Raw genomic sequence first — 25541 nt, forward strand, 5'->3', positions numbered from 1 at the left:
CGTCGGCGGTAGTCATCGTCCACCCACCCCCTGATCAGGTGCGGAGATCGGCGGCGTGCAGCCCTCCGGGTTGATCGACAGTCCGCCCACCGTGATCGTCGGCAGCAGCAGGCCGCACAGGTACCCCTCGAACCAGCGCCCGTTGCCGGTCGCGTTCGCGCCGACCCGGGCGAACGGAGCCATCAGCTGCAGGCTCCGGTCGAGGTTGCCCTGGTTGCGCTGCAACACATCGGTCACCTTCCCGAGCGCGGCGAGCGTCGGCCCCAGCTGCGTGCGGTTGTCCGCGACCAGCCCGGACAGTTGCTTCGAGATCTCCTGCGTGCCCTTGAGCAGCGTGCTGATCTGTTCCCGGCGCTGCTGCAGTTCGGTCAGCAGCAGATTCCCGTCGCTGATCACCTGCTGCAGCTGCGCGTTCCGGTCGGACAGCGTCTTCGAGATCTTGCTCGTGTTGGCCAGCAGCGTGTGCAGATCGGCGTCGCGCGAGGACACCGTCTTCGACAACGCCGACAGCCCGGACAGCGTGTCCTTCAAGTACTTCGGACTGTCCTTGAGGGAATCCGACAGCACGGTGAAGCTCTGCGCGAGCTGCTTCGTGTCGATGTCGCCGACCGTGGTGGACAGCTGGTTGAACGCGTCCTGCAGCTGGAACGGCGTCCGCGTGCGCTGCACCGGGATCGTGTCGCCGGGCGCCTGCGTGCCGCCGCCCTTCGGGTCCAGCGCGAGGTACTTCTCCCCCAGCAGCGTCTTGATCTCGATCGACGCCGTGGACGCGTCGCCGACTCGCACGCCCTTCACCCGGAACTTCACGAGCACCTGCTTGTGCCCCAGTTCCACCGAGGTCACCTGCCCGACCTTGACGCCGGCCACCTGCACCTCGTTGTCCGGCGCGAGCCCGGCGGACTCGGCGAACGCCGCGGTGTAGGTGGTGCCGTTGCCGAACATCGGGATGCTGTCGGAAAAGTACGTCACCGCGGTCACCAGCACGATGAGCACGAGCGTCACCGCGCCGACGCCGGCCTGGTTGCGGTCTTTGAGTCGTTTCACGGGCCACACCTCGGCGCGCGTTCGGTGCCGGGGACCGGGACGATCGGCAGGGTCACGTCCAGCGAGGAAATGCCGATGGTGCCTTCGATCCCGCACAGGTAGTAGTTGAACCAGCTGCCGTAGCTCAGGGTCCGGGTGAACTTCTCCAGGTTGCCCGGCAGCACCCGCAGCAGGTGCTCGATGAGCGGCTGCGAATCGTTGAGGTTGTTCGCCAGCTTCCCGAGCTGGGTCACGTCTTGCTGCACGACCGGCCGCGCGTCGGCGAGCAGGCCCGCGGTCGCGTTGGTGAGGTCGCCGAGCGCGCCCACCGCGTCGCCGATCGGCTTGCGCTGCTGCGCCAGCCCGCTCACCAGCCGCTGCGTCTGGTCGACGAGGTCGCCGAGCTGCGAGCCGCGCGCGTTGACCGTGCTGAGCACCTGGTTGAGGTTGTCGATGACCTGCCCGATCACCTTGTCCTTGCCCGCGATCGACGTGGTGATCGACGCGGTGTGCGACAGCAGGCTGGTGATCGTGCCGCCCTCGCCCTGGAACACCTGCACGATCTCGGCCGAGAGCTGGTTGACCTCCTTCGGGTCCAGCGCCTTGAACAGCGGCTTGAACCCGTTGAACAGCACGGTCAGGTTCAGCGCCGGTTTCGTCCGCTCCGGCGGGATGGTGTCGCCGGGAGACAGCGTGTCGCCGCCGCTGACGTCGGTGCCGAGCGAGAGGTAGCGCTGGCCGACGAGGTTGCGGTACTTGATGGTCGCGGTGGCGAGCGAGGGCAGCTTGTACGCGGACTCGACGAGGAACCGCACCTCGGCGTAGTTCTGCTCGCCCTGGTCGACCGCGATCGTCTCGACCTGGCCGACCTTCACGCCGGAGATCCGCACGTCGTCGCCGGCTTGCAGGCCGGACGCGTCGGTGAACTTCGCGACGTAGGACGCGGTGCTGCCGAAGTTCGTGTTCGCGATCGTGGTGGCGAGGATCCCGGTGAGCAGCACGGTGACCACGGCGAAGATGCCGATCTTGACCAGGGCGGGAACGAACGACCTCATTTCAGCTCCACCTCCGCCCCGCGGTACAGCGGCCCGACCAGCAGCGACGACCAGCCCGGCACCTGGTCCGGCGTGGTGTTCAGCGTCGGCGAGGCCAGCAGGTCGAGCAGCTTCTGCTCGTCGGCCGACCCGACGATGCTCGGCGCGCCGCCGGTCGACCCGGACCCGCCGGGCAGCGGGCCGTCGGTGAAATCGCTGGGCAGCGTGCCGTCCGGATCGTGCGGCGGCGCGGGCTTGGTCGCCCCGTCCTTCACCGCGCCGTCCGGCGGATACTGCGGCCAGCGGCCGGGTTTCGGCACCTGCGGATAGCAGCGCGGGCCGCGTTTGTCGTCGTACTTCGGCTCGTCGACGCCGGGCAGGTACTTGCCGCGGCTCGCCGAGAACTCGATCGTCACGCGGCTGACCTCCGGATGCGCGGTGCCCTTGCCGAACGCCAGCTCCGCGTTCGGCACCGTCCCGGCCAGCTGCTTGAACAGGCACGGGTATTCCGGCGCGTACTTCGCGAGCACGTCGAGCGTGGGCTGCACGGCGGTGGTGAGGCGGATGATGTTGTCCTTGTTGACTTCCAGGAAGCGCGTCAGGTCGGTGGCGGTGCCGGTCACCGAGGCGTACAGATCGGTCAGGCCGCGCTGTTTCTCCACCACGGTCTGCGTCGTCGTGGTGAGGTCCGCCAGCGCCTGCAGCGCGTCCGGAGCGGCCTTGTCGTAGATGCCGGAAACGTTGGCCAGCCCGGTGATGTCGGCCTTGAGATCGGGCAGCGACGGGTTGAGCTTGCCGAGGTAGTCAGACAGCTGGGTCAGCGTCTCGCCGAGCTTCTTCCCGCGTCCGTCGAGCGCGGTGGACACGGCGTTGAGCGTGCTGGACAGCTTTTCCGGCTGCACCGCCTGCAGCAGCGGCATGACGTGGTTGAGCACCTGCTCCAGCTCGATCGCGGTGCTGCTGCGGTCCTGCGGGATGACGTCGCCCGCCTTGATCGGCCGCTGCGGCCGCTCGGGCAGCTGAAGCGCGACATAGCGTTCGCCGAACAGGGTTTTCGGCAGCAGCCGCGCCGAAACGTTCGACGGGATCACGTCGGTCTTGTCCGGCTGCAGCGCCAGTTCCAGCTCCGCGTGGTCGCCGACCGGCCGCACGTCGCGGATCTCGCCGACGAGCATGCCGCGCACCTTCACGTCGCCGCCGACGCGCAGCTGGCTGCCGACGTGGTCGGTCTCCAGCTTCACGAGCGTGACCGGCGTGAACACCTTGCGGTACGCGGCGATCGTCGTGGTGAAGAACAACGCCGCCACGACCAGGAACACCAGCCCCAGCAGCTGGTACTGGAGCCGTTTGCGCAACTCTCGACGGGTACTCATCCGGATATCCGCACTGTCGTGTTCGCGCCCCAGATCGCGAGGCTCAGGAAGAAGTCCAGCACCGAGATCAGCACGATCGACGTGCGCACCGCGCGGCCGACCGCGACGCCCACCCCGGCCGGCCCGCCGGACGCGGTATAGCCGTAGTAGCAATGGGAAAGGATCACCAGCACGCTGAACACGATCACCTTGGCGAACGACCACAGCACGTCCTCCGGCGGGAGGAACAGCGTGAAGTAATGGTCGTACGTGCCCGCGGACTGGCCGTAGAGCCAGATGGTGATCTGCCGGGACGCGAGGTAGGAGGAGAGCAGGCCCACCGCGTACAGCGGGATCACCGCGGTGACCCCGGCGAGCACGCGCGTGGTGACCAGGTACGGCATGCTCGGCACGGCCATCACTTCGAGCGCGTCGATCTCCTCGGAGATCCGCATCGCGCCGAGCTGCGCGGTGAACCCGCAGCCGACGGTGGCCGACAGCGCGAGCCCGGCCGACAGCGGAGCGACCTCGCGGGTGTTGAAGTAAGCCGAAATGAACCCGGTGAGCGCGGCGGTGCCGAGCTGGTTCAGCGCGGAATACCCCTGCAGGCCCACGATCAGGCCGGTGAACAGCGTCATGCCGATCATCACGCCGAGCGTCCCGCCGATCACCGCGAGCCCGCCGGTGCCGAAGCAGACCTCGGTGAGCAGCCGGGTGGTTTCGCGGCCGTAGCGGCGGATCGTGCGCGGCGACCAGGCCAAGGCCCGGCCGTAGAACGACAGCTGTTTCCCGAGTCCTTCGAGACTCGCGCCGGGGCGCGCGATGATCTCCAGCGTCCGGTCGGACGTGCGCGGCTGCTCGATCGGTTCGGCGGTCATGTCACAGCGCCTTCGGGGGCACGACTTTGAGGTACACGGCGGTCAGCACGACGTTGATCAGGAACAGCAGCAGGAAGGTGATCACCACCGCCTGGTTCACCGCGTCGCCGACGCCCTTCGGCCCGCCCGCCGGGTTCAGCCCGCGGAACGCGGCGACCACGCCCGCGACGAAGCCGTACAGGAACGCCTTGATTTCGCTGATCCAGAGGTCCGGCACCTGCGCGAGCGCGTTGAAGCTGGCCAGGTACGCGCCGGGCGTGCCGCCTTGCAGGACCACGTTGAAGAAGTAGCCGCCGAGCACGCCGACGACGCTGACCAGGCCGTTGAGCAGCACCGACACCACGATCGCGGCGAGCACCCTCGGCACCACGATGCGCTGGATCGGGTTGACCCCGAGCACTTCCATCGCGTCGATTTCCTCGCGGATCTTCCGCGCGCCGATATCGGCACAGACCGCGCTTCCCCCGGCCCCGGCGACCAGCAGCGCGGTGATCAGCGGGCTCGCCTGCTGCACGATGGCGAGCGCGCTGGCGGCGCCGGTGAAGGACTGCGCGCCGATCTGCGTGGTCAGCGATCCGAGCTGCAGCGCGATGACCGCGCCGAACGGGATCGCGACCAGCGCCGTCGGCAGAATGGTCACGCTCGCGAAGAACCAGCACTGCTGGATCCATTCGCGGAACTGGAACGGACGCTTGAAGATCGCCCGCAGGACCTCCCAGGACAGCGTGGCGAGCCGGCCGACCTGGGTCAGCGCCGCGGTGCCCGGGAGAGTGACCGAGCCGCTTCCGCCCACCGCACCTCCCAGTAAGTCACCCCCGAGTCTTGCCCATCCCCGCCCGCCGATTTCGGTTAGCGGTGTTCACTCCCGTCCCTCCGGCCCCCAGCCGTCACCCTAGGCGCACGAGCACCGTTCACACCCGTCCATGCCCCCGCCGCCGCCCTCAGCGGAGGAGCTTCGCTCCGCAATCACAATTTCAGCGCATGCGTCGCGGTGGCCCCGCCGTCGGCGACGAACTCGGCACCGGTGCAGTACGAACTCTCGTCGCTGCCGAGGAACACCAGCAGCGGCGCGATCTCGTCGGCGCGGCCCACCCGGCCGAGCGCGACCTTCTTGCCGACCCAGGACACGTCCACGTCCGCGCCCGCCGCGTCGGACACCATTTTCGTGTCGATCATGCCCGGATGCACCGAGTTGACCCGGATCCCGCGCGGGCCCAGTTCCAGCGCGGCGACCTTGGTCATCCCGCGGATCGCGAACTTGGTCGCGGTGTAGGCGACGAGGAACGGCATCCCGGCCAGACCCTCCACAGAGGACACGTTGACGATGGAGCCGCCGCCGGCCCCGGCCATGGGTTCAACGACCGAGCGCATGCCGAGGAACGCCCCGATCTGGTTGATCCGCACGACGCGTTCGTACTCGGCGAGCGGCGTCTTCGCGAGTTCCGAAAAGTACAGCACCCCGGCGTTGTTGACCAGCACCGTCGGCGGCCCGAACTCGGCGATCGTGGTCTCGACCGCCGCGGTCCAGCCGTCCTCGTCGCTCACGTCGAGATGGCAGAACACCGCCGCGTCGCCGAGTTCCGCGGCGAGCGCCTTGCCTTCGTCGTCGAGGACGTCGGCGATCACCACCTTCGCGCCTTGCGCGACGAACGCTCGCGCGGCGGCCGCGCCCTGTCCGCGGGCCGCGCCGGTGATGAGGGCGACCTTGCCGGACAGCCGGTGCTCAGTCATGCGTCCTCCGGTTCAGGGCAGCGAAAGCAGGTCGGTCGCGGCGAACATCCGCTCCGGGTCGCGACCGGCGAAGTGCGCGCCGACGGTCGCGGCGAGTTCACCGGTGGTCCAGGCTCCGTTCGCGGTGTCGAACCGCTCCTCGACCGACGGCGGTTTCAGCAACGCGACCATGCCGCCGTGCACCACGAAAACCTGGCCGTTGATCGCGTCCGCCTCCGGGGAAGCGAGGAATGCGACAAACGGAGCAACGTGCTCGACGGACAACGGATCCAGTCCGTCCTTGGGTGCTTCGCCGAAGACATCCGCGGTCATCGCGGTGCGGGCGCGCGGGCAGATCGTGTTGGCGCGCACGCCGTACTTCGCCAGCCCGCGCGCCGCGGACACGGTGAGCGCCGCGATCCCGGCCTTGGCCGCCGAGTAGTTGGGCTGTCCGGGAGAACCGACCAGGAACGCCTCGGACGCGGTGTTCACCAGCCTGCCGTACACCGGCTTTCCCTCCATTTTGGAGCGATCGCGCCAGTACGCGGCGGCGTTGCGGGACAGCAGGAAATGCCCGCGCAGGTGCACCGCGATGACCTTGTCCCAGTCCTCGTCGGACATCGAGAACAGCATCCGGTCGCGGAGCACGCCCGCGTTGTTCACGACGATGTCGAGGCTGCCGAAGTGGTCCACCGCGGCCGACAGCAGCTCCTTCGCGGTCTCGGAGGCCGAGACGTCCCCGGCCACCGCGAGCGCTTTGCCGCCGTGCCGTTCGATCTCGGCCACGACGTCCTTCGCCTCGCCGACGTCGTTGACCACGACGGACGCGCCTTCGCGGGCCAGCGCGAGCGCCTCGGCCCGGCCGAGCCCCGCTCCCGCCCCGGTGACGACAGCGACCTTGCCCTCCAGCGTCATCGAACCGCTCCAACCCGGTCGCCGTACGTGTTCCCTGCGGTCGGTTCCACCCGCGAGCCTCCTCGTCGAAGCCTGCCTGTCGCTGCCCAGACTAGAATCTGTTCTCGTATTGAGCAAGCCCCGATCAATCGGTTGTGAACAGGGCGTTTTTCGGGCAGTTGGTGACCGCTTGCGAAACACGTTCTACTTCTTCGTCCGGCACCGGTCCGATCACCAGGTTCTCGTCGTCGTCGAGATCGAAGACCTCCGGCGCGAACCCCACGCAGACCGCGTTCGCCTCGCACAGCGACCGGTCGACACTGACCTCCATGCTTCCTCCCGTCCGCCACTCCTGGTACAACTAGAACAGGTTCTAGCTTACCGCCGGGGCCCGGTACGACACCACAACGAGACCGGCGGGGTGGAGGTGACGGGTGCGGATCGACTACACGCCGCGGCAGCGGGCACTGGCTGCCGAGCTGCGGGATTACTTCGCCGAACTGATGACGCCGGCGCGGCGCGAAAGCCTCGCCGCGCCGGGCGGCGAGTACGGCGACGGCTTGGCGTACAAGGAAATCGTGCGGCAGCTCGGCAAGGACGGCTGGCTCGCGCTCGGCTGGCCGCGCGAGTACGGCGGCCAGGACCGGAGCATGCTCGACCAGCTGATTTTCACCGACGAGGCGGCGGTCGCCGGGGTGCCGGTGCCGTTCCTGACGGTGAACACGATCGGCCCGACGATCATGCGCTTCGGCACCCCGGACCAGAAGGCGTTCTACCTGCCGAAGATCGCCGCGGGCGAGCTGCATTTCTCGATCGGCTACTCCGAACCGGGCGCGGGCACCGACCTCGCCTCGCTGCGCACGCGGGCGGTCCGCGACGGCGACGAGTACGTGGTCAACGGCCAGAAAATGTGGACCAGCCTGATCGAGTACGCCGACTACGTGTGGCTCGCCGCGCGCACCGATCCGGAGGCGCGCAAGCACAAGGGCCTGTCGATCCTGATCGTGCCGACCTCCGCGCCGGGGTTCTCCTGGACGAAGGTGCACACCGTGGCCGGGCCCGGGACCAGCGCGACCTACTACGACGACATTCGCGTGCCGGTCACGTCGCGGGTCGCCGAGGAGAACGCCGGCTGGCCGCTGATCACCAACCAGCTCAACCACGAACGCGTCGCGCTCACCTCGGCCGCGCCGGTGCGGAAAGCGCTGGCCGACGTCGTGGAATGGGCCCGCGCGGAGTCGCTGACCGACCGCGAATGGGTCCGCACGCACCTCGCGCGCGTGCACGCTTATGCCGAGTACCTGAAGCTGCGGAACTGGAAGATCGCCTGGGCCGCCGCGGCCAGCGAACTGGGCCCGGCCGAGGCGTCGGCGACCAAGGTGTACGGCACCGAGATGGCGATCGAGGCGTACCGGCTGCTGATGGAGGTGGTCGGCGCGGCCGCCGTGGTGCGCGACGGGTCCCCCGGCGCGGTGCTCGCGGGACGGCTGGAACGGCTGCACCGTTCGGCGTTGATCCTCACTTTCGGCGGCGGCACCAACGAGGTGCAGCGCGACATCGTCGCCGCCACCGCCCTCGGCCAGCCCGTGACACGTTAAGGAGTTCTCCCGGTGGACTTCTCTCTCACCGAAGCACAAACCGACCTTTCCGCACTGACCCGGCGCATCCTCGCCGACCGGGTCACCGCGGAATCGCTGGGCCCGCACGGATCCGGCGGCTTCGACGCTCCACTGTGGACTGTTCTGGCCAGCTCCGGAGTCCTCGACGCCGCCCTGCCCGCGACGGTCGGCGGCGGTGGTTTCGGCTTGCTGGAGCAGTGTTCCGTCCTGATCGAGATCGGCCGCGCGGTCGCCCCGGTCCCCTATCTGTCGTCGGTCGTCCAGGCAGGTTCGGTGCTCACCGACCCTTCGCTGGCTGAGCGATGGCTGCTTCCGGTTTCTCGCGGCAAAGCCGTGCTCGCTGTCGCGTTGGGTGGCTCTTTCGTCGCTTCAGACGGACGCCTCACCGGTACGCAGACCGCCGTCCCCTTCGGTGCCTTCGCGGACGCGTTGCTCGTCGAAGCCAACGACGGCGTGTACATCGTCGAGAAAGACGCGGACGGGGTCTCTATCGAAGCGCAGTCCACCACTGACCATGCTGACGCTGGTTTGGTGACGCTGTCCGACACTCCCGGCGTCGCCCTCGGCGATGTCGGCGAACAGCTGCGCCTTCGCGGCACTCTCGGCGCTTGCGCTCAACAGTTGGGCGTGCTGGAGCGCGCGCTTGAACTGACGGCCGCGTACACGCGTGAACGCAAGCAGTTCGACAAGGTGCTGGGCAGCTTCCAAGCCGTCCGACACCGGCTCGCCGACGCGTACATCGACGTCGAAGCCGTACGCCTGACGCTGTGGCAGGCAGCCTGGAAGCTCTCCGAAGGCCTTCCCGCCGCCGAAGACGTCGCCACCGCGAAGTTCTGGGCCGCCGAAGCCGGACATCGCGTCGCACACACCGCGGTGCACCTGCACGGCGGCGTCGGCATCGACGTCGAACACCCCGTGCACCGCTACTTCGCCGCCGCGAAGCGCCTGGAATTCACCAGCGGCGGCGCGACGGAGCAACTGCTGGCCCTCGGCGAACTGGTAGTCAGTCCAACGGCGTGATGTGCCGCAGCCGACGCGGTCCGGTATCCGGCCGCGTCGGCGGTGCGCCCACCACCAGCCGCGCGTTGGCGACGAACGCGCCGTCCGGCGACGCGAGGATCGGATCCAACGCCAGCGACCGCACCTCGGGGTTGTCCTCCGCGAGCGCCGCGACGCGCAACACCATGTCCTGCAACGCCGCGAGGTCCGCGGGCTCGTCACCGCGATACCCGGTCAGCAACGGCGACGTACGGGGTTCACGGATCAGCGTCGCCGCGTCAACGTCCGTCAACGGCACCGCCCGGTACGCGCGATCGCCGAGCAGCGTGCTCACCAACCCGGACAGCCCGAACGACACCAGCGTGCCGAACGACGGGTCGTCCTGCAGCCCGATTGCGCACGACAGCCCCTTCGGTGCCATCTGTTGCACGTACACGTCTTCGTCGCCAGACACCGCGCACAGATCCCGGTACGCGACCCGTACGGACTCTTCGGACATCAGGTCAAGCCGTACGCCCGCGAAGTCCGGCCGTCCGCGCAACCGCTCGTCGACCGCCTTCAACGTGACCGGATAGCCAAGCTCTGCCGCCGCCGCTACAGCTGCGTCTTCGCTAGACGCCACCCGGAACGGCACCACATCCACGCCGTAACAGCTGAGCAACCGCACCACGTCGTCGTCCGACAGCAGCGTCGAACTGCCGTCCTCCGGCAACAACTCGCGCACGATCTCCTGCGCCTGCTCCACATGCAGCCCGCCAGGCCGCACCAACGTCCCCTGCGGCCGCTGCCGCCACGCCGCGTACCGCACGACGCGCGCCAACGCGTTCACCGCACGCTCCGGGCTCGAATACGACGGAATCGACCCACGCGTCGGCACACCGTCGTCGGACAGCACCGCTAACTCGTCCGGCACGCCTTCCGCGGCAAGGAACGTCGAGACGATCGGCTTCGACTGCTTCATCTCCGACACCGCTTCGCGCAACGCTCGCGCGTACGCAGCCCCAGGAATCGCCACCGGCGGCGCAAACACCGCTATCAACGCGTCGGTGTCCGGAGAATCCAACGCCTCGCGCACCGCTCGCGCGAACTCGTCCGGTCCAGCCTGCGGCCCGATGTCGACCGGATCGAACGCCAGCCGCAACCCCTCCGCGCGAGCGGTATCCGCGGCCAGCAACCCGATAGCACTGGAGTTCCCGACAATCCCGATCCGCGGTCCGGCAGGCAACGGCTGATGCGCGAAGACGAGCGCCGTGTCGAACAACTGCGCCAGCGACTCGACCCGCACAACGCCAGCCTGCTCGAACAACGCCTGCACACTGGCCTCGTCGACCTCCGCCGACGTCGCCGCGAGCTGCGGCCGCACCGCATGCCGCCCGGACTTCACCGCGACGATCGGCTTCGACCGCGCCAACCGTCGAGCCAGCCGCGCGAACTTGCGCGGGTTGCCGAACGACTCCAGGTACAGCAACACCAGATCGGTGTCCGGATCGGTCTCCCAATACTGCAGCAGATCGTTGCCGGACACGTCCGCCCGGTTGCCCGCCGACACGAACGTCGACAACCCGAGCCCGCGCGACCCCGCGTCGGCGAGAATCGCCGTCCCCAGCGCACCGGACTGACAAAAGAACCCGGTCCGCCCCCGCTTCGGCAACCGCGGCGCGAGCGTCGCGTTGAGCCGAACGTCCTTGGCGGTGTTCAGCACCCCCAACGCATTCGGCCCGACCACCCGCATCCCGTGCGCCCGCGCCTCGCCGACCAGCCGCAACTCCGCGTGCAACCCGAGCGGCCCCGATTCGGCGAACCCGCCGGACACGATCACCAGCGTCTTGACGCCCTTGGCCAAACACGCGTCCAGCACCGACTCAACGGCCTCCGCGGGCACTGCCACCAACGCCAGATCAACCGGATCCGGAATGTCCAGCACGGACGGATACGCCCGCACCCCGCGAACAGACCGATGCTCCGGATTGACCGGATAGACGGCCCCCGCGAAATCCGCCGCGAGCAGGTTCGCGAACGCCACGTGCCCGACCTTGGTGGGATCCGCGGACGCCCCGATCACCGCCACGGTCTCGGGATGGAGCAAATTGTGCACACTCCGCGCCTCGGCCGCCTGCTCCCTCGACCGGGCAACCGCGAGCGATTCCTCGGTAGGGTCGATGTCGAACTCGAGATGCAACACGCCTTCCTCGATCGCGCGGCTGACCTGATAGCCCGCGTCACGGAACACGCGCACCATCGCCGCGTTCTCGCTCAACACCTCGGCGACAAACCGCCGCAACCCACACTCTGATGCCGCCGCAGCGAGATGCTCCAGCAGAATCGACCCGAGCCCCCGCCCCTGATGCTTGTCGTCGACAACGAACGCGACCTCCGCCGAAGGCCCTTGGTCGAGCCGCTCGTAACGCCCCACCGCAACCACGTCGTCCCCCAACAAGGCGACAAACGCAACCCGATCGTGGTGGTCCACAGTGGAAAACCGCTCAAGATCCCGCGGCGGAATGCGCGGGTAAGCGCCGAAGTAGCGGAAGTAACGCGTGCGGTCCGACAGCCTGCTGTGCAAGGCGACAAGCCCGTCGGCGTCACTGGGAACGACGGGTCGCAAGTGGACAGTGCCGCCGTCGGAGAGGACTACGTCGGCTTCCCAATCGCGGGGGTAGTCGTAGGGATCGCGCTTCCCGTCGGCGGCGGGGTGTTCTGGGGCGGCGCCTTTCTCCGCTTCGCCGCTCACGGCGGGCCGGTGCCCCTCGCCGCTTCCGCCCGCTGCCGGATTCGCCGAAGACTCGCCGGAAGCCGCACCGCGCCCCGCCGCGTCTGGGTCACCGGTTCCGAACTCGCTGGACATCGCATCGCCTCCCGCGACGGGAAATTCCCTTGCCGAAGCATGCCGTTCCGAAGCCGCACGCCCCCTCGCCGCCGGGTTCGCCGCTGAAGCCCCGCCGGACGCACTCGGCTCGCCGCCCGACGCGGATCTGCCTGACGAGCCGGTTCCTCCGTGCCTGCCATCGGCGCCCGAACCCCGTGCTCCGGCGGAAGCATCACCCGGCTCCGGCGTTCCAACCGCGCCAGGCCCTCCCGCGCGGTAACGGGCGTCGCGGCCGGGATTAGGAGCATCGGTTCCGCCGGATGCGCCCGTGGTGCGGGCGTCGGGAGCGGGGTCGCCCGCACCGGGGTCGCCGGTCGCGGGGTGGCTCGGGTGGTCGGGCATGGTCAGTCCCTCGGATCGTCCGGGTCGAGGCCGTGCAGCGGGAAGATCGCTCGGCGGGTGTCGCGGATCGCGATGTCCACCGGGTCGTCCGCGTCGTCGCCCCACGGTTTGAAGGCGGTGTCCTCGCCGTCGGTCATCGCGGCGGGGAGGTCGGCGGCCGGGGCGGCGCGCTGGACCGTCGAGACCCAGCCGGGCGGCAGCGGCGTTTCCGGCGGGACGTCGCGGTCCAGCACGGTCGCCATCAGGTGCGTCCACGAGCGCGGCACCACGCGGATCAGCTGGTATCCCCCGCCTCCGACGGCCAGCCAGCGGCCGTTCGCGTAGCGTTCGGCCAGGTCGCGCAGCGTGGAGTAGATGGTGCGGTGTCCGTCGACCGACAGCGACATGTCCGCCATCGGGTCTTCCTCGTGCGAGTCGACCCCGCACTGCGTGACCAGCAGCTGCGGCTCGAACTCCCGCAGCACAGCCGGAACCACCGCGTCGAACGCCCGCAGCCATCCGGGGTCCCGCGTGTGCGGCGGCAGCGGGATGTTCACCGCCGTGCCGGCTGCCTTGCCCTTGCCGACCTCGGCGGAGTAGCCGGTCCCGGGCCAGAGCGTGAACGGGTGCTGGTGCATGGAAACGGTTAGCACGCGAGGGTCGTCGTAAAACGCGGCTTGGACGCCGTCGCCGTGGTGCACGTCGGTGTCGACGTACGCGATGCGGTCGAAGCCGTGGTCGAGCAGCCATGAGATGGCGATCGCGCAGTCGTTGTAGATGCAGAAACCGGAGGCGTGATCGCGCATCGCGTGGTGCAGCCCGCCCGCGATGTTGACTGCCCGCCGCACCTCGCCGCCGGCGATCTTGCGCGCGGCGAGCAACGTCGAGCCGACGACCAGCGCGGTCGCGTCGTGCATCCCGGGGAACACGGGGTTGTCGTCGGTCCCGAGCCCGTGCCCGACGTCCCACCCGACATCCGGAGCTTCCCGCACCGCGGCCAGGTACTCGGGAGCGTGCACGCGCAGCAGCTCCTCGTCGCCCGCGGCGGTGGGCACGAGCAGTTCGACGTCGTCGAGCACGCCCAGCTCAGCGGCCAGCCGCACGGTGAGGTCGAGCCGGACGGGGTTGAACGGATGCTGCCCGCCCAGGTCGTACTTCAGCAGCGACGGATCCCAGACAACTGCAGGCGACGACATGCACCGCACTGTACTTCCCCGCCCCGCCCCGAGCCGGGTTCCGCGGCGGGGAAGTCACTCGGCCGCATGCCGCTTCACCGCCACGCCTCGAGCCCGCTTCCGCAGCGAGGAAGCGACTCGAACGTCACTTGCCGTCGCGTCTCCGGGCCGCATTCCGCCAGCAGGGAAGTCACCCAGCCACACGTCGCTCGAACCGCCGCGCCCCAAGCCGTTCCGCCACGAGGAAGCCGCGCCCGAGCCGCATTCCGCAGTGCGGAAGCCACTCAGCCGCACACCACCTCAACCGCCACGCCCCGAGGCCGCTTCCGAGGGGAGGATGCGACTCAGCCGCAAGTCACGCCGCGCCCCTGGGCCGCAATCCGCAGTGGGGCACGACGCCCCGAGCCACGTTCCCCGGCGGGGAAGCCACCCAGCCGCACGTCGCGTGCCGCCGCGCCCGAGCCGCGTTCCGCGGTGGGAAGCGGCTCAGCCGTACGCCGCTTCAACTGCCAGGCCCCGGGCCCTCTTCCGCGGCGGGGAAGTCACTCAGTCGCATGCCACTTCCCCACCGTGTCCGAGCCGGGTTCCGCGACGGAAGCGGTTCAGCCGCGCGTCCAGACGACGCCGCGCGCTTCGTACTCGAGCATCTCTTCCAGCCCGGCCGCCGCGTCGGAGCCGAGTTCTCGTTTTGCCAGCCACAAGGCCAGGTCGAGGCCGCTCGTGATGCCGCCCGAGGTGACTACGTTGCCGTCGTCGACTACGCGGGCTTTCTTGAGCACGCCGCCCTGCTGGACGAGTGTCTCGGTCGCGCCGTGGTGTGTCGTGCACGGGCGGCCGCGCAGCAGTCCGGCCGCGCCGAGCAGCAGCGTGCCTGTGCAGAGCGACGCCAGGGTCAGCCCTTTGCGCGGCGCGGCGGCGAGTGCGTCCGGCAGCACCTTGCGGTCGATCTCCGCCCAGATGCCTGGTCCGTTCCGCTTCGCGTAGCCGCCGCCGGGCACGACGATGATGTCGGCGTCCTGCGGCGACCAGCCGCGTTCGACCTCCACCTTCGTCCCGTACGCCGCGCGCACGACGCCAGGTCCGTCGACGCGCACGTACGAAACGTCCGTGCCGCGCTTCGTGTGCATGCCCGCTGCGGAGAACACCTCGTACGGACCGGCGAAGTCCTGTTCCTCGACGCCGTCGAACAACACCACCTGAACCCGCAACGGTCGCCGCCCCGCGGCCGCCTGGGGAGTCGCCGCAGCAGCAGCCGGTGCCGCGGCGGACGCAGCCGCCATCGCCGCTCCGGCCGCCGCCGATCCGCGCAGGAATGTTCTTCGTTCCATGAACGCCGCCTCTCGCCTGGAAAAGCCTTCCGGACGAGAAGTCGGCGCACAGCGCGGAAAGTTCCGGCGAAGTCAGCCTCGCTCGGGACCGGTGGCCGCGGGACGTTCCGGATCGCGCGACCAATGCGACCACGACCCCGCATACAGCGCGGCCGGCTCCGGATGCCCGGCAACCTCCAGCGCGAGCACCACCGACGACGCCGTGACGCCCGAACCGCAGTACGCGCCGACCGGCACCCCGTCGGTCAAGCCCAGCGACGCGAACCGCTCGGCCAGCTCGGACGGCGACTTCCAGCGCCCGTCCGCGCCGGCGTGCTCGGACGACGGCGCGCTGACCGCACCCGGGATGTGTCCGGCCCGCGGGTCGACCGGCTCGGTTTCGCCGGTGTAGCGGACGTGTGCCCGCGCGTCGAACAGCACGCCTTCGCGCGCGAGCGCCGCCGCGTCGTCCGCCGACAGGACCGGCATGGCGCCCGGCCGGACCTCGAAGTCGCCCGGCTCCGGCGAAGGCGCTTCGGCGGTCACTTCCCGCCCCTCAGCCAACCACGCTGCGTAACCGCCATCGAGCACCGCGACCTCCGGATGGCCGACCCAGCGCAGCAGCCACCAGGCGCGCGCGGCGACCGAACCGTCGGCGTCGTCGTAGACCACCACCGGATGCCCGGTCCGCACTCCGGCTTTCCGCAGCTCACGCTGCAGCACGGCCGGATCCGGCAGCGGGTGGCGGCCGCCCTCGCCGGGCGGCGCGGCCAGCGCGGTGTCGAGGTCTACGAACACCGCTCCCGGCAGGTGTCCCTCCTGGTAGGACTCCGCTCCGGGCGGTCCGCCGAGCCGCCAGCGGACGTCCAGCACGACGGGACGGTCTCGGTCGGGGAACGCGGCGAGCTCAGCGGGCGAGATCAACGGTCGCATGGCCCCATCCTGCAGGTCCGGACGCGGTTCGCGCACCAGGGCAGGACTTTTCGGCGAGGCCGGGCCGTTACGCCGAGGCGAGCCGTCGCTGTCGGGGCCAACGACTACGATGAGCTACGCGGACGAAGGGGACAGCGTGAACGATCTCATCGACACCACCGAGATGTACCTGCGTACCATCTACGAGCTCGAAGAGGAAGGGGTCGTCCCGCTGCGGGCCCGGATCGCCGAGCGCCTGCAGCAGAGCGGGCCCACCGTGAGCCAGACCGTGGCCAGGATGGAGCGCGACGGGCTGGTCGTCGTCGCCGACGACCGGCATCTGCAGCTCACCGACCACGGCCACGACCTCGCCGTCGCGGTCATGCGCAAGCACCGGCTCGCCGAGCGCCTCCTCGTCGACGTCATCGGCCTCGAGTGGGAGCACGTGCACAACGAGGCGTGCCGCTGGGAGCACGTGATGAGCGAGGCCGTCGAGCGCAAGCTGGTGAAGCTGCTCGACCACCCGACCACGTCGCCGTACGGCAACCCGATCCCCGGCCTCGACAAGCTCGGCGACGGCGATCCCGCGCCGCGCGCCGAGGACGGACTGGTGCGCCTCGACGAGTTCGCCCGCACCGGCGGCGGCGACGTCGAGATCCGGCGCATCGCCGAGCACGTGCAGCTCGACGAGTCGCTGCTCACCGAGCTGCGCACGGTCGGGATCGTGCCCGGTGGGCTCGTCACGGTCGGCAAGGCGTCCGGCGGCAGCGCGACCGTCGAGGTCAAGGGCACCGAAACCACTGCGCAGGTGTCCACCGCGGCGCTGCACGCCGTGCTGGCGCTCGCCAAGTGACCCCGGCGACCGACGCGGCGCGCGCGTTCCAGGACGTCCACGGGCGGGCCCCGGCAGGCGTGTGGTCCGCGCCGGGCCGGGTGAACCTGATCGGCGAGCACACCGACTACAACGACGGTTTCGTGCTGCCCTTCGCGCTCCCGCACCGGCTGGCCGCGGCCGCGTCCCCGCGCGAGGACGGCAAGCTCCGGGTCGCCACCCTCGGCGACGACGGGCAGCTGCAGCACTCCGGTCCGCACGACATCGCCGCGCTCGAACCGGGTTCGGTCGCCGGATGGGCCGCGTATCCCGCCGGGGTGGCGTGGGTGCTGCGCGACCAGGGCTACGCGGGCGGAGCCGACGTGGTCATCGCCGGCGACGTGCCGTCCGGGGCCGGGCTTTCCTCCTCTCACGCGCTGGAATGCGCGGTTTCGCTGGCGTTGCTGGGCGTGGCCGGGGTGGAACTCGAAGACGGCGGAGCGGGCACCCCCTCGCGTCCGGAGATCGCGCGCTGGGTGCAGCGGTCGGAGAACGACTTCGTCGGCGCGCCCACCGGGCTGCTCGACCAGACCGCGTCGCTGTGCTGCGAGGACTCGCGAGTGCTGTTCCTCGACGTCCGTTCGGGCGAGATGGAGCAGGTCCCGTTCCCGCTTTCCGAGGCCGGGCTCCGGGTGCTGATCATGGACACCCGCACCAAGCATTCGCACACCGACGGCGGCTACGGCGCGCGGCGGCGCGGCACCGAGCGCGCGGTGGAACTGCTCGGCGTGAAGGCGTTGCGCGACGTCACGCTCGACGGGCTCGACGAAGCCCTCGCGCAGCTGCCCGCGGACCTGGTTCCGCTGGTGCGCCACGTGGTCACCGAGAACCAGCGAGTGCTCGACGTGGTCGCGTTGCTGCGCGAGAAGAAGCTGGCCGAGATCGGGCCGTACCTCGATGCTTCGCACGTGAGCATGCGCGACGACTACCGCATCTCGACGCCAGAGCTGGACCTCGCGGTCGATTCGGCCCGCACGGCCGGAGCGCTGGGCGCGCGGATGACCGGCGGCGGGTTCGGCGGTTCGGCGATCGCGCTGGTCCGCGACGAGGATCTGGACGGAGTGCGCACCGCGGTCGAAACCGCCTGCGAGCAGGCCGGATTCCGCCGTCCGCGGATGTTCACGGCGGTGCCGTCGCGCGGCGCGGGCCGCGACGAGGCCTGATTTCCGGAGCAACCCCCGGAGGGTCCGTCGCGTCGTGGTGAGGGGAGACTGTGCCGCAGAGTCGCCACCCCTCAGCAGAAAGGCCTTGACGTGACGGACCAGCAAAGCCCCCTGAAGCTCATCGTGACGGGCGGCGCGGGGTACGTGGGCAGCGTGTGCGCCGCCCGCCTCATCGAAGCGGGTCACCAGGTCACCGTCGTGGACGACCTGTCGACCGGGCACGCGGACGCGGTGCACCCGCAGGCGCGCTTCGTCGAGGGCGACGCCGCCGAGGTCGCCGCGGACCTGCTCGGCGAAGGTTTCGACGGCGTGCTGCACTTCGCCGCGAAGTCGCTGGTGGGCGAGTCGATGGCCGACCCGGCGAAGTACTGGGAAGGCAACGTGGTGACCTCGCTGCGGCTGCTGGAGGCGATGAAGAAGCACGGCACGCCGCGCCTGGTGTTCTCCTCCACCGCGGCGACCTACGGCGAGCCGGACGTGTCGCCGATCCCGGAAACGGCCCCGACGCAGCCGACCAACACCTACGGCGCGTCGAAGCTCGCCATCGACCACGCGATCACCAGCTTCGCCCGCGCCCACGGCCTCGCCGCGGTGAGCCTGCGGTACTTCAACGTGGCCGGCGCCTACGGCGCGTTCGGCGAACGGCACACCACCGAAACCCATCTCATCCCTCTCGTCCTCCAGGTCGCGACCGGCGACCGCGAACACATCTCCATCTACGGCGACGACTACCCGACGCCCGACAAAACGGCCGTCCGCGACTACATCCACGTGGTCGACCTCGCCGACGCCCACCTCCTCGCCCTGCGCCACGCCGCCGAGGGCGAGCACCGCATCTACAACCTCGGCAGCGGCACCGGGTTCTCGGTGCTGGAGGTCGTGGAAGCCTGCCGCCGGGTCACCGGGCACGCGATCCCCGCCGTCGTGGCCCCGCGCCGCGCCGGGGACCCGTCGGTGCTGGTCGCCTCGAGCGACAAGGCCAACGGCGAACTCGGGTGGACGCCCAAGCTGACCGACCTCGACGGGATCGTGTCGGACGCCTGGCAGTTCACGCAGTCGCGTCGTTCCTGACGGCGGTCCGGGCAAGGCGGTCCGGGGCGGGGGCTCGGGCGAGGTCCTGCCCCGTGTTGTCGTGCCGGGCGTCCTTCGGGTGCGCCGAGGCAGGATCTCGGGAGTCCGCTGTGGACCGGTCTGGCCTCCGCCAGCCGGGGATCGCCAGCGGGGCGCGTCCCCGGCGCGGGTGACACGGTCCGGTTAAGGACCACCGGCCTTCCCTGCGGCCCCCGACGTAGACCAGCCGGAGCGACCGGTATTCCGCCGAACACAGCCGCTCCCGGCCGGAGCGAACGGCACTGGCGATCGACTGCAGAGGACCCGCCCCGCGATGTCCTGCTTCGAGAGCGCCCGAAGCAGGACATCGAGAGTCCACTGTGGACTCATCGCTCCCCCGCCAGCAACGGAACACCGGCGAGACGCGGCCCCGGCGCGGGTGACAAGGTCCGGCCAAGGACCACCGGCCTGGCCTGCAGCCCGAAACGAAGACCAGCCGGAGCGACCGGTATTCCGCCGCACACAGCCGTTCCCCACCGGAGCGGACCTCACTGGCGATCGGCCGCAACCGTCATCGCATCCCCCGCGGCGGGCCCGAAGCGCTCCCCGGTTCCGGAGGCGGAGACAGCCCGAGGTCGACCGCCGTGCCGTAGTCGGCTAGGCCGGTCAGTTTTGCCGGGTCCGTGCCGATGTTCCACGCGGCCTGCAGCAACTGCGCCACCAAATGCTCCGGATCGGCTTCCACCGCGTTTGCCAGGGCCATCCCGGCTAGCGCGCCTTCCCCGCGCATCAATGCGGTGTAGCCAAGATGGAGCGCGGCCTCGGCTCGGTGCGGCGGCGGGAGTTCGCGGACCAGCGTCAGCCACACCTCCTCCGCCTCTCGGGTCAGCGACGTGTGCGGCGGGACCGCGAGGGCGAGGCAGGCGTCGCGGACGGGGGTGAGCATCAGCGCGTGGGCGAGCCGGACGGCTTGGTCGTCGTCGGGAGGGCCCGCGCCGTGGCGTTGGCGGAGGAACGCGTCGCGAAGTTCGGTTGCCGCGGCGTCCAGGACATCGCTCTCCGACATTCCCGGGCCGCGCAACGGTTCCGGAGAGGAAGCCAGCAAGGCAGCGCGGCGCGCGATCGCTTCCGGAGACCGGGGTTCCAGCACAGCGGCCAGCTCTTCGCGGCTGCGGAAGACCACGAAGCCCGCCTCGGTGGTCGCGGCGGCGATCACGGTTTCCTGTGGATCGGGCAGCACGCCAACGCAGTCCGGGTCTCGATAGCACGACCATGGCGCCCCGGGTTCGACCGAAGGGGTCCACAGTGCATGGAACAGGCGGAGATCGTGCCGGGCGAGGACACGCTCCAGCTCGGCTACGAATTGTCTATGAGGCGGTCCGTTTTCGCCGGGCGAGCCGCCGACGAGGACGGCGGTGACGCCGTTGTGCTCACGGTCGGCGAAGCGCGGGATCAGCGCATCCGCTTGCTGCGCTTGGAGTTCTCGCGGCGGAAGGTCCGCGCGCAGCATCAGGCCGATCGTGGTGCCGGGGACGCGATGGCCCAGCAGCACCAGGGAATCGGCGGGACGGAACCCGAGCAGGTACGGGAGCGAGGCGATGAGGTCGGCCGGATTGCGGAGGGTGGCCCGGGAGATGCCGGGCGGCGTCGAGGTGGTCACGCCTCCACTGTGCGCCGCGAATCCGCGGATCGGGGCCGGTGCGGCAAATCTGTGGACGACAACGGGTGGTTGTGGACAACAACGGCACCGGCGAGGAGAACCCCGGGAAATTGTCGGTGCCGGGTGCATCGACCACAACTATCCACAATAGACACAATGGATACAACGCTGCCGGAGCCCGGCCAGGCTCCGGCAGCACCGCCAGAAACCCCTCAGCCGCAGTGTTCGAACGGGCTCTCGTACGCGGACGAGCCGACCGAACCGCCCCACTTCACGCAGGTGGAACCGGCGCTCTTCTTCACCGGGCCGGCGTAGTAGGTGAAGCTTCCCGAATCCGTCGCCCTGGTCGAGCTCTGCACCTCCAGGAACGCCGAGACCGGGCTGGCCGTCCCGAGGGAAACCGCCTTCAGGGTCGTCACGCAGTTCTCTTTGGAGGTCGAGTTGTACAGCAGGTACGCGGTGCCCGCCGTCCCCAGCGCCTGCTGGTCGATCACCGAGAAGCCCGAGCCGCACACCTGCGTCGCCGAGTACGGGTTGCCGCCGCAGCCGTTCTTGCTCGTGAAGTCCTTCTTGCCGTAGTACGGCACCGCGACGCCGTTCAGCACGGCCTTCTGCGTCACGCCGTTCAAGTTCTCTTCGAAGTGCAGATGCGGCCCGGTCACCCCGCCGGTCGCGCCCGCTTTGCCGATCTCCTTGCCCTGCCCGACGCTCTGGCCCACCGAGACTTCCTGCTCGGACAGGTGCGCGTACCGGGTCCGCCAGCCGCCGCCGTGGTCCAGTTCGATCCAGCGGCCGTAGCTGGTGCTGCCCTCGTTCGCGACGCGCGTGACCGTCCCGGGCGCGGCCGCGAGCACCGGCATGCCGGTGATGCCGGACTTCTGGAAGTCGACCGAATTGGCCGGGTTGTGGCCGCTGAAGGTGGCCGCGGTGACCGTGACGCCGCACTTGAACGGCACCTGGAAGTTGGGGGCCGCGGACGCCGCCGGCTGGACGGCGAGGGTCAGGCCGCACGCGGGCAAGGCCACCGCGGCCGCGACCGCCGCGAACCGGCTCACTCTCGACATGGGGGCGTACCTCCTGGTGGGGGAAATGTCCGACGCCCTCCAGCCAAGCCCGAGCCAGTACATTTTCCGTACAAGACGACTCGGGAGGGCCCATGGGCACACCGGCGGCCTCGCTCGCCAAGGCGCGGCGGCGGTTCGAGGGCGCCGACTGGGTGCGCTGGGGCGTGCTCGCCGTGCCGACCCTGTTCGCGATACCGAACGCGCGCCCGTCGACGTGGCCGCTGATCGGGCTGGTCCTCGTGCTGTCCGTCCCGGCGCTCTGGCTCACCCGGGAGTCGAAGCCGCGCTGGCTGATGCCCGCGACCATGATCGCCGTGGTGGCGGCCGCCGGAGCGCTCTGGATCCTGCAGCCGGGCAGCTGGACCTCGACAGCGATGTTCGGCGCCGCCTTCTACACCCTGCGCGTGGGCGGCCGGATCGCGTCGGGGATCGCCCTCGCGGTGGCGTCGGCGGCGATCCTCGTCTGGTCGATCACCTACGACCTCGACTGGCTGAACGCTGTCGCCCTCTTCGCGATCCTCGTCGTGATCGTGCTGCTCGCCGTCAACCGCCGGAGCCGCGCGGAACGGCTGGAGCAGACCGAACTCGCGCTCGCCCGCGCCCAGACCGCCAGCGAGGAGCACGCCCGCGCGGCCGCGCTGGCCGAACGCGCACGCATCGCCCGCGAGTTGCACGACGTCCTCGCGCACTCCCTCGCCGGTCTCGCGCTCAATCTCCAAGGCGCGCGTCTGATGCTGGTCCGCGACGGTGCGAGCGAAGAGTCCCTCGCGCAGATTGAACGCGCGCAAAAGCTGGCGACGGACGGTCTCGCCGAAGCACGCAAGGCCGTCGCCGCGCTGCGCGAAGACGCCGTACCCGTGGAGCGTTCGGTTTCAGACCTTCTCGCCGCGTACAGGCTCGACACCGGCTCTCGCGCCGACCTGATGCTCGAAGGCGAACCGCGCGAGCTAGACGCAGCTGTCGGCACGACGCTCGTACGCGCCGTACAGGAAGCCCTCGCCAACTCGCGCAAACACGCGGGCGGTCCCGCGGTAGACGTCACGGTGTCCTTCAAGAACGACGAAGTCGACTTAACGATCATCGACCACCAAGGCCGTCGTCCGCCGGAGCCGCCGTCACCGGGATACGGTTTGCGAGGCATGGGCGAACGGGTCGCACTGTTGAACGGGAAGCTCGAATGCGGCCATGGGGAGGACGGATGGCGGATTCAGCTGACAGTGCCGGCGTGACGCTGCGCGTGGTGCTCGCCGACGATCAGGCAGTAGTGCGCGAAGGGCTCGTCACGCTGCTCGGGCTGCTGCCCGGCATCGAGGTGGTAGGCGCGGCGGCGGACGGCGTACAGGCACTCGACCTTGTCGCGGAACACCAGCCGGACGTACTGCTCGTCGACCTGCGCATGCCCCACCGCGACGGCGTCGAGACAACCGAACTCGTCCGCGCGCAGCATCCGAAGACCGAGGTCGTCGTCCTCACCACGTACGCCGACGACGAGTCCCTGCTCGCCGCGCTCAAGGCTGGCGCACGAGGCTTCCTCACCAAGGACGCCGACGCCGACGCGATCGTCCGTGCGCTCCGCTCGGCGGCGGCTGGTCAGTCCACTGTGGACGGCGCGCTCCAGCAACGGCTGGTAGCCGCCGCGACCAGCCGCGCACCGGTGCGCACGAAGGAGCTGGAAGGCCTCACCGCGCGCGAAGTCGAGGTGCTGCGGCTGATCGCGGGCGGGCTGTCGAACACCGAGATCGCACGCACCCTCGTGGTCAGCGAGGCGACGGTGAAGACGCACGTCAATCACCTCTTCGCCAAGGCCGGCCTGCGCGACCGCGCCCAGGCCGTCGCCTTCGCCTACCGCGCCGGGATCGCCGAGTAGAACGCCTGCTTCCCGCCGACGACCGGCAGCGTCACCGTCGTCCCGGTCAGGTCCAGCGACAGCCCGGTGCCCGGCTCCGGCCGCAGCGTGAAGTCGTGGTCGCTGGACGCCAGCACGAACTCCAGGCGATGCCCGGCGGCCACGACGTAGTCCTTCGGCATCAGTGAAACCTCGATGCGGTACCGCTGTCCGAGGGTGATCGGCGAGGTGACCGACGGGCTGATCCGGTTCTGCGGATCCGTCCACCCGCGGCTGATCACGTGGGAAGTGCCGTCCGGCGCGCGGTCCAGCAGCACCGCGGTGACGTTCGCGGCCGGGCGGTCGAACGACAGCCGCAGCTCGGCTTTCGCCGTGCCGGACAACCGGACCGGCGCGGTGGTCGCGGAAGTGCGGTAGCGCAAGCGGTTCCCGGACGACGCCGCGTCGGCGAGCTGTTCGATCTTCTTGCTCGCATCGTCGGCCAGCGTCTCGACGGTCGGACGCCCGGGCACCGGCTGCCGGTCGAGTGCCCCGGTCGAACGTCCGCCCGGCCACGGGTGCAGCTCGACGTCCGAGGTGCCGGGCGCGGGCCATTCGGCCTCGTCGACCCACGACTTGTCCTCGCGCTGAATGGTCGCCTTCGGCTCGCGCTCGATCCCGTTTTCGACCCCGTAGAGGTAGTGCGACATCCACTTGTTCAACGTGGTGAGCCAGACGTCGCGGCGCAACGAAATCGGGTCCGCGTGGCCGGACTGGTGCAGCCAGATCTTGTGCTCGACGCCGTGCTTCTTCAGTGCTTCGTACCAGCTGGCGACCTGCTCGGTCTTCACGTTCCAGTCGTTCAGCCCGTGCACCGCGAGCACCGACGCGCGCACCTTGCCGACGTCGTCGCGGTAGTTCCGCACGTCCCAGAACTGGCTGTAGTCCCCGGTCAAGCGGTCTTGCGCGGCGGTGAGGCCGTCGAGCACCGGACGGCAGACCTGCCGGTCGGCGCGCGAGTAGACGTAGCCGGCGAGCACGTCCGTGTCCTCGCCCTGGTATCCGCCGGGAGCCACCACCGCGCCGGCGTTGCGGTAGTAGCCGTACCAGCTCGAAATGGCCGCGATCGGGACGATCGTCTCGAGCCCTTCGACGCCGGTGCTGGCCACCGCGTTGGGCAACGTGCCGTTGTACGACACGCCCATCATGCCGGTCTTCCCGGTGCTCCAGCTCGCCGTGACGGGCGCCCCGGCCTGGTCGTGTGCGGAAGCTCGGCCGTTCAACCAGTCGACCACCGAGCGCGCGCCGATCGTCTCGTTCACGTCGCCGGTCGTCGGACAGCCGGTCGACAGCCCGGTGCCGAGGGATTCGCCGTACACGACAGCGAATCCGCGCGCGGTGAAGTAGTTCTGGTAGCTCCAGCCGATCGGTGCCGCGACGTGCGGCCCCGGCACGTACAGCTCGGTGTCGACGGGGTGGTTCGGTACGTCGTTGCCGCCCGCGAAGTACGGGCTCGCTTCGTACACGACCGGCACCTTCATGCCCTGCTCCGTAGCGCGCGGACGCACCACCTGCGCGTGTACGAGATCAGGCTTGCCGTCGTGGTCGCTGTCGACGGGCGCGGTGACCCAGACGTCTTCGCGGATGACGTCAGCCGGATCGAACACCGGTTGCGCCTGGCCGTCGGTGAAAACCGGCGCGGGCGGCGAAGCGGCTTCAGCGACCGCGGGCACGGACAACGTGGCCACTGCGACGAAAACGGCAGCGATTCGAGCGGCAACTCCCACCAGAACCCCCAAGCTGGACGAAGCAGGCGAG

The 25541-nt window shown here is 69.9% G+C and carries 22 protein-coding genes; 7 read left to right on the forward strand and 15 right to left on the reverse strand.

The features are described from left to right. Positions 1 to 12: 12 nt before the first annotated feature. The 8 genes from F9C12_RS12185 to F9C12_RS12220 form a co-directional block, all read right to left on the reverse strand. A complete protein-coding gene (locus tag F9C12_RS12185; protein ID WP_409465931.1) occupies positions 13 to 1044 on the reverse strand; it encodes an MlaD family protein in 1032 nt (343 codons plus the stop codon). After that, positions 1041 to 2078, reverse strand: a complete 1038-nt coding sequence (locus F9C12_RS12190) for an MCE family protein (RefSeq protein ID WP_409465932.1) — start codon at positions 2076 to 2078, stop codon at positions 1041 to 1043. The genes F9C12_RS12185 and F9C12_RS12190 overlap by 4 nt, the downstream gene beginning before the upstream one ends. Next, complete coding sequence (locus tag F9C12_RS12195; protein WP_409465933.1) at positions 2075 to 3430, reverse strand: MCE family protein; 1356 nt, start codon at positions 3428 to 3430, stop codon at positions 2075 to 2077. Before F9C12_RS12195 ends, F9C12_RS12190 begins: the two co-directional genes overlap by 4 nt. Next, positions 3427 to 4287 (reverse strand): MlaE family ABC transporter permease, encoded by an 861-nt coding sequence (locus tag F9C12_RS12200; protein WP_409182098.1) that lies wholly within the window; start codon positions 4285 to 4287, stop codon positions 3427 to 3429. Before F9C12_RS12200 ends, F9C12_RS12195 begins: the two co-directional genes overlap by 4 nt. A gap of 1 nt (position 4288) precedes the next feature. Beyond that, positions 4289 to 5080, reverse strand: coding sequence for an ABC transporter permease (locus F9C12_RS12205; RefSeq protein WP_344267887.1), 792 nt, complete (start codon positions 5078 to 5080; stop codon positions 4289 to 4291). A gap of 173 nt (positions 5081 to 5253) precedes the next feature. Continuing rightward, entirely contained in the window at positions 5254 to 6018 is a 765-nt protein-coding gene (locus F9C12_RS12210) for a glucose 1-dehydrogenase (protein WP_409465934.1), read from the reverse strand. 12 nt (positions 6019 to 6030) lie between these two features. Further along, positions 6031 to 6912: a 3-oxoacyl-ACP reductase gene (locus tag F9C12_RS12215; RefSeq protein ID WP_409465935.1), complete on the reverse strand. Its 882-nt coding sequence runs from the start codon at positions 6910 to 6912 to the stop codon at positions 6031 to 6033. A gap of 124 nt (positions 6913 to 7036) precedes the next feature. Further along, positions 7037 to 7222, reverse strand: coding sequence for a ferredoxin (locus F9C12_RS12220; RefSeq protein ID WP_409182102.1), 186 nt, complete (start codon positions 7220 to 7222; stop codon positions 7037 to 7039). A 103-nt stretch (positions 7223 to 7325) separates the two neighbouring features. On the opposite strand from F9C12_RS12220, the gene F9C12_RS12225 reads away from it, so the two are divergent. Then, a complete protein-coding gene (locus tag F9C12_RS12225; RefSeq protein ID WP_409465936.1) occupies positions 7326 to 8489 on the forward strand; it encodes an acyl-CoA dehydrogenase family protein in 1164 nt (387 codons plus the stop codon). A 12-nt stretch (positions 8490 to 8501) separates the two neighbouring features. Next, a complete protein-coding gene (locus F9C12_RS12230) occupies positions 8502 to 9530 on the forward strand; it encodes an acyl-CoA dehydrogenase family protein (RefSeq protein ID WP_409465937.1) in 1029 nt (342 codons plus the stop codon). Here F9C12_RS12230 and F9C12_RS12235 read toward each other — a convergent pair. From F9C12_RS12235 to F9C12_RS12250, 4 genes are all read right to left on the reverse strand, one after another. Beyond that, complete coding sequence (locus F9C12_RS12235) at positions 9514 to 12354, reverse strand: GNAT family N-acetyltransferase (RefSeq protein WP_409465938.1); 2841 nt, start codon at positions 12352 to 12354, stop codon at positions 9514 to 9516. The two genes, F9C12_RS12230 and F9C12_RS12235, sit on opposite strands and share 17 nt — an antisense overlap. 365 nt (positions 12355 to 12719) lie before the next feature. After that, positions 12720 to 13892, reverse strand: coding sequence for an acetoin utilization protein AcuC (locus tag F9C12_RS12240; protein ID WP_409182106.1), 1173 nt, complete (start codon positions 13890 to 13892; stop codon positions 12720 to 12722). A 581-nt stretch (positions 13893 to 14473) separates the two neighbouring features. After that, positions 14474 to 15199 carry a DJ-1/PfpI family protein gene (locus F9C12_RS12245; RefSeq protein WP_409465939.1) on the reverse strand — a complete coding sequence of 242 codons (726 nt, stop codon included), beginning with the start codon at positions 15197 to 15199 and terminating at the stop codon, positions 14474 to 14476. A 72-nt stretch (positions 15200 to 15271) separates the two neighbouring features. Next, positions 15272 to 16111, reverse strand: a complete 840-nt coding sequence (locus F9C12_RS12250) for a sulfurtransferase (protein WP_409465940.1) — start codon at positions 16109 to 16111, stop codon at positions 15272 to 15274. A gap of 109 nt (positions 16112 to 16220) precedes the next feature. Between F9C12_RS12250 and F9C12_RS12255 the strand changes: the two genes are divergently transcribed. The 3 genes from F9C12_RS12255 to galE all read left to right on the forward strand — a co-directional run bounded on the left by F9C12_RS12255 (position 16221) and on the right by galE (position 19195). Beyond that, the gene (locus F9C12_RS12255) at positions 16221 to 16943 is read left to right on the forward strand and encodes a metal-dependent transcriptional regulator (RefSeq protein WP_409182109.1); all 723 of its coding nucleotides are present in this window, start codon (positions 16221 to 16223) and stop codon (positions 16941 to 16943) included. Next, a complete protein-coding gene (galK, locus tag F9C12_RS12260; protein WP_409465941.1) occupies positions 16940 to 18124 on the forward strand; it encodes a galactokinase in 1185 nt (394 codons plus the stop codon). Before F9C12_RS12255 ends, galK begins: the two co-directional genes overlap by 4 nt. A 90-nt stretch (positions 18125 to 18214) precedes the next feature. Beyond that, complete coding sequence (galE, locus tag F9C12_RS12265) at positions 18215 to 19195, forward strand: UDP-glucose 4-epimerase GalE (RefSeq protein ID WP_409465942.1); 981 nt, start codon at positions 18215 to 18217, stop codon at positions 19193 to 19195. A 550-nt stretch (positions 19196 to 19745) separates the two neighbouring features. On the opposite strand, the gene F9C12_RS12270 is transcribed toward galE, so the two are convergent. Next, complete coding sequence (locus tag F9C12_RS12270) at positions 19746 to 20834, reverse strand: DUF4192 domain-containing protein (RefSeq protein WP_409465943.1); 1089 nt, start codon at positions 20832 to 20834, stop codon at positions 19746 to 19748. 212 nt (positions 20835 to 21046) lie between these two features. Next, positions 21047 to 21898 (reverse strand): M23 family metallopeptidase, encoded by an 852-nt coding sequence (locus tag F9C12_RS12275; RefSeq protein WP_409465944.1) that lies wholly within the window; start codon positions 21896 to 21898, stop codon positions 21047 to 21049. A 92-nt stretch (positions 21899 to 21990) separates the two neighbouring features. Here F9C12_RS12275 and F9C12_RS12280 point away from each other — a divergent pair, with 92 nt between their 5' ends. Together F9C12_RS12280 and F9C12_RS12285 are read left to right on the forward strand one after the other, a co-directional pair. Continuing rightward, complete coding sequence (locus tag F9C12_RS12280) at positions 21991 to 23127, forward strand: histidine kinase (RefSeq protein WP_409465945.1); 1137 nt, start codon at positions 21991 to 21993, stop codon at positions 23125 to 23127. Beyond that, the gene (locus F9C12_RS12285) at positions 23124 to 23765 is read left to right on the forward strand and encodes a response regulator (RefSeq protein WP_409466996.1); all 642 of its coding nucleotides are present in this window, start codon (positions 23124 to 23126) and stop codon (positions 23763 to 23765) included. Before F9C12_RS12280 ends, F9C12_RS12285 begins: the two co-directional genes overlap by 4 nt. Here the strand turns inward: F9C12_RS12285 and F9C12_RS12290 are convergent. Beyond that, entirely contained in the window at positions 23741 to 25471 is a 1731-nt protein-coding gene (locus tag F9C12_RS12290; RefSeq protein ID WP_409465946.1) for a Xaa-Pro dipeptidyl-peptidase, read from the reverse strand. The two genes, F9C12_RS12285 and F9C12_RS12290, sit on opposite strands and share 25 nt — an antisense overlap. Positions 25472 to 25541: the final 70 nt, after the last annotated feature.

It is taken from the genome of Amycolatopsis sp. GA6-003, from assembly GCF_046267895.1.
Lineage (GTDB): Bacteria > Actinomycetota > Actinomycetes > Mycobacteriales > Pseudonocardiaceae > Amycolatopsis.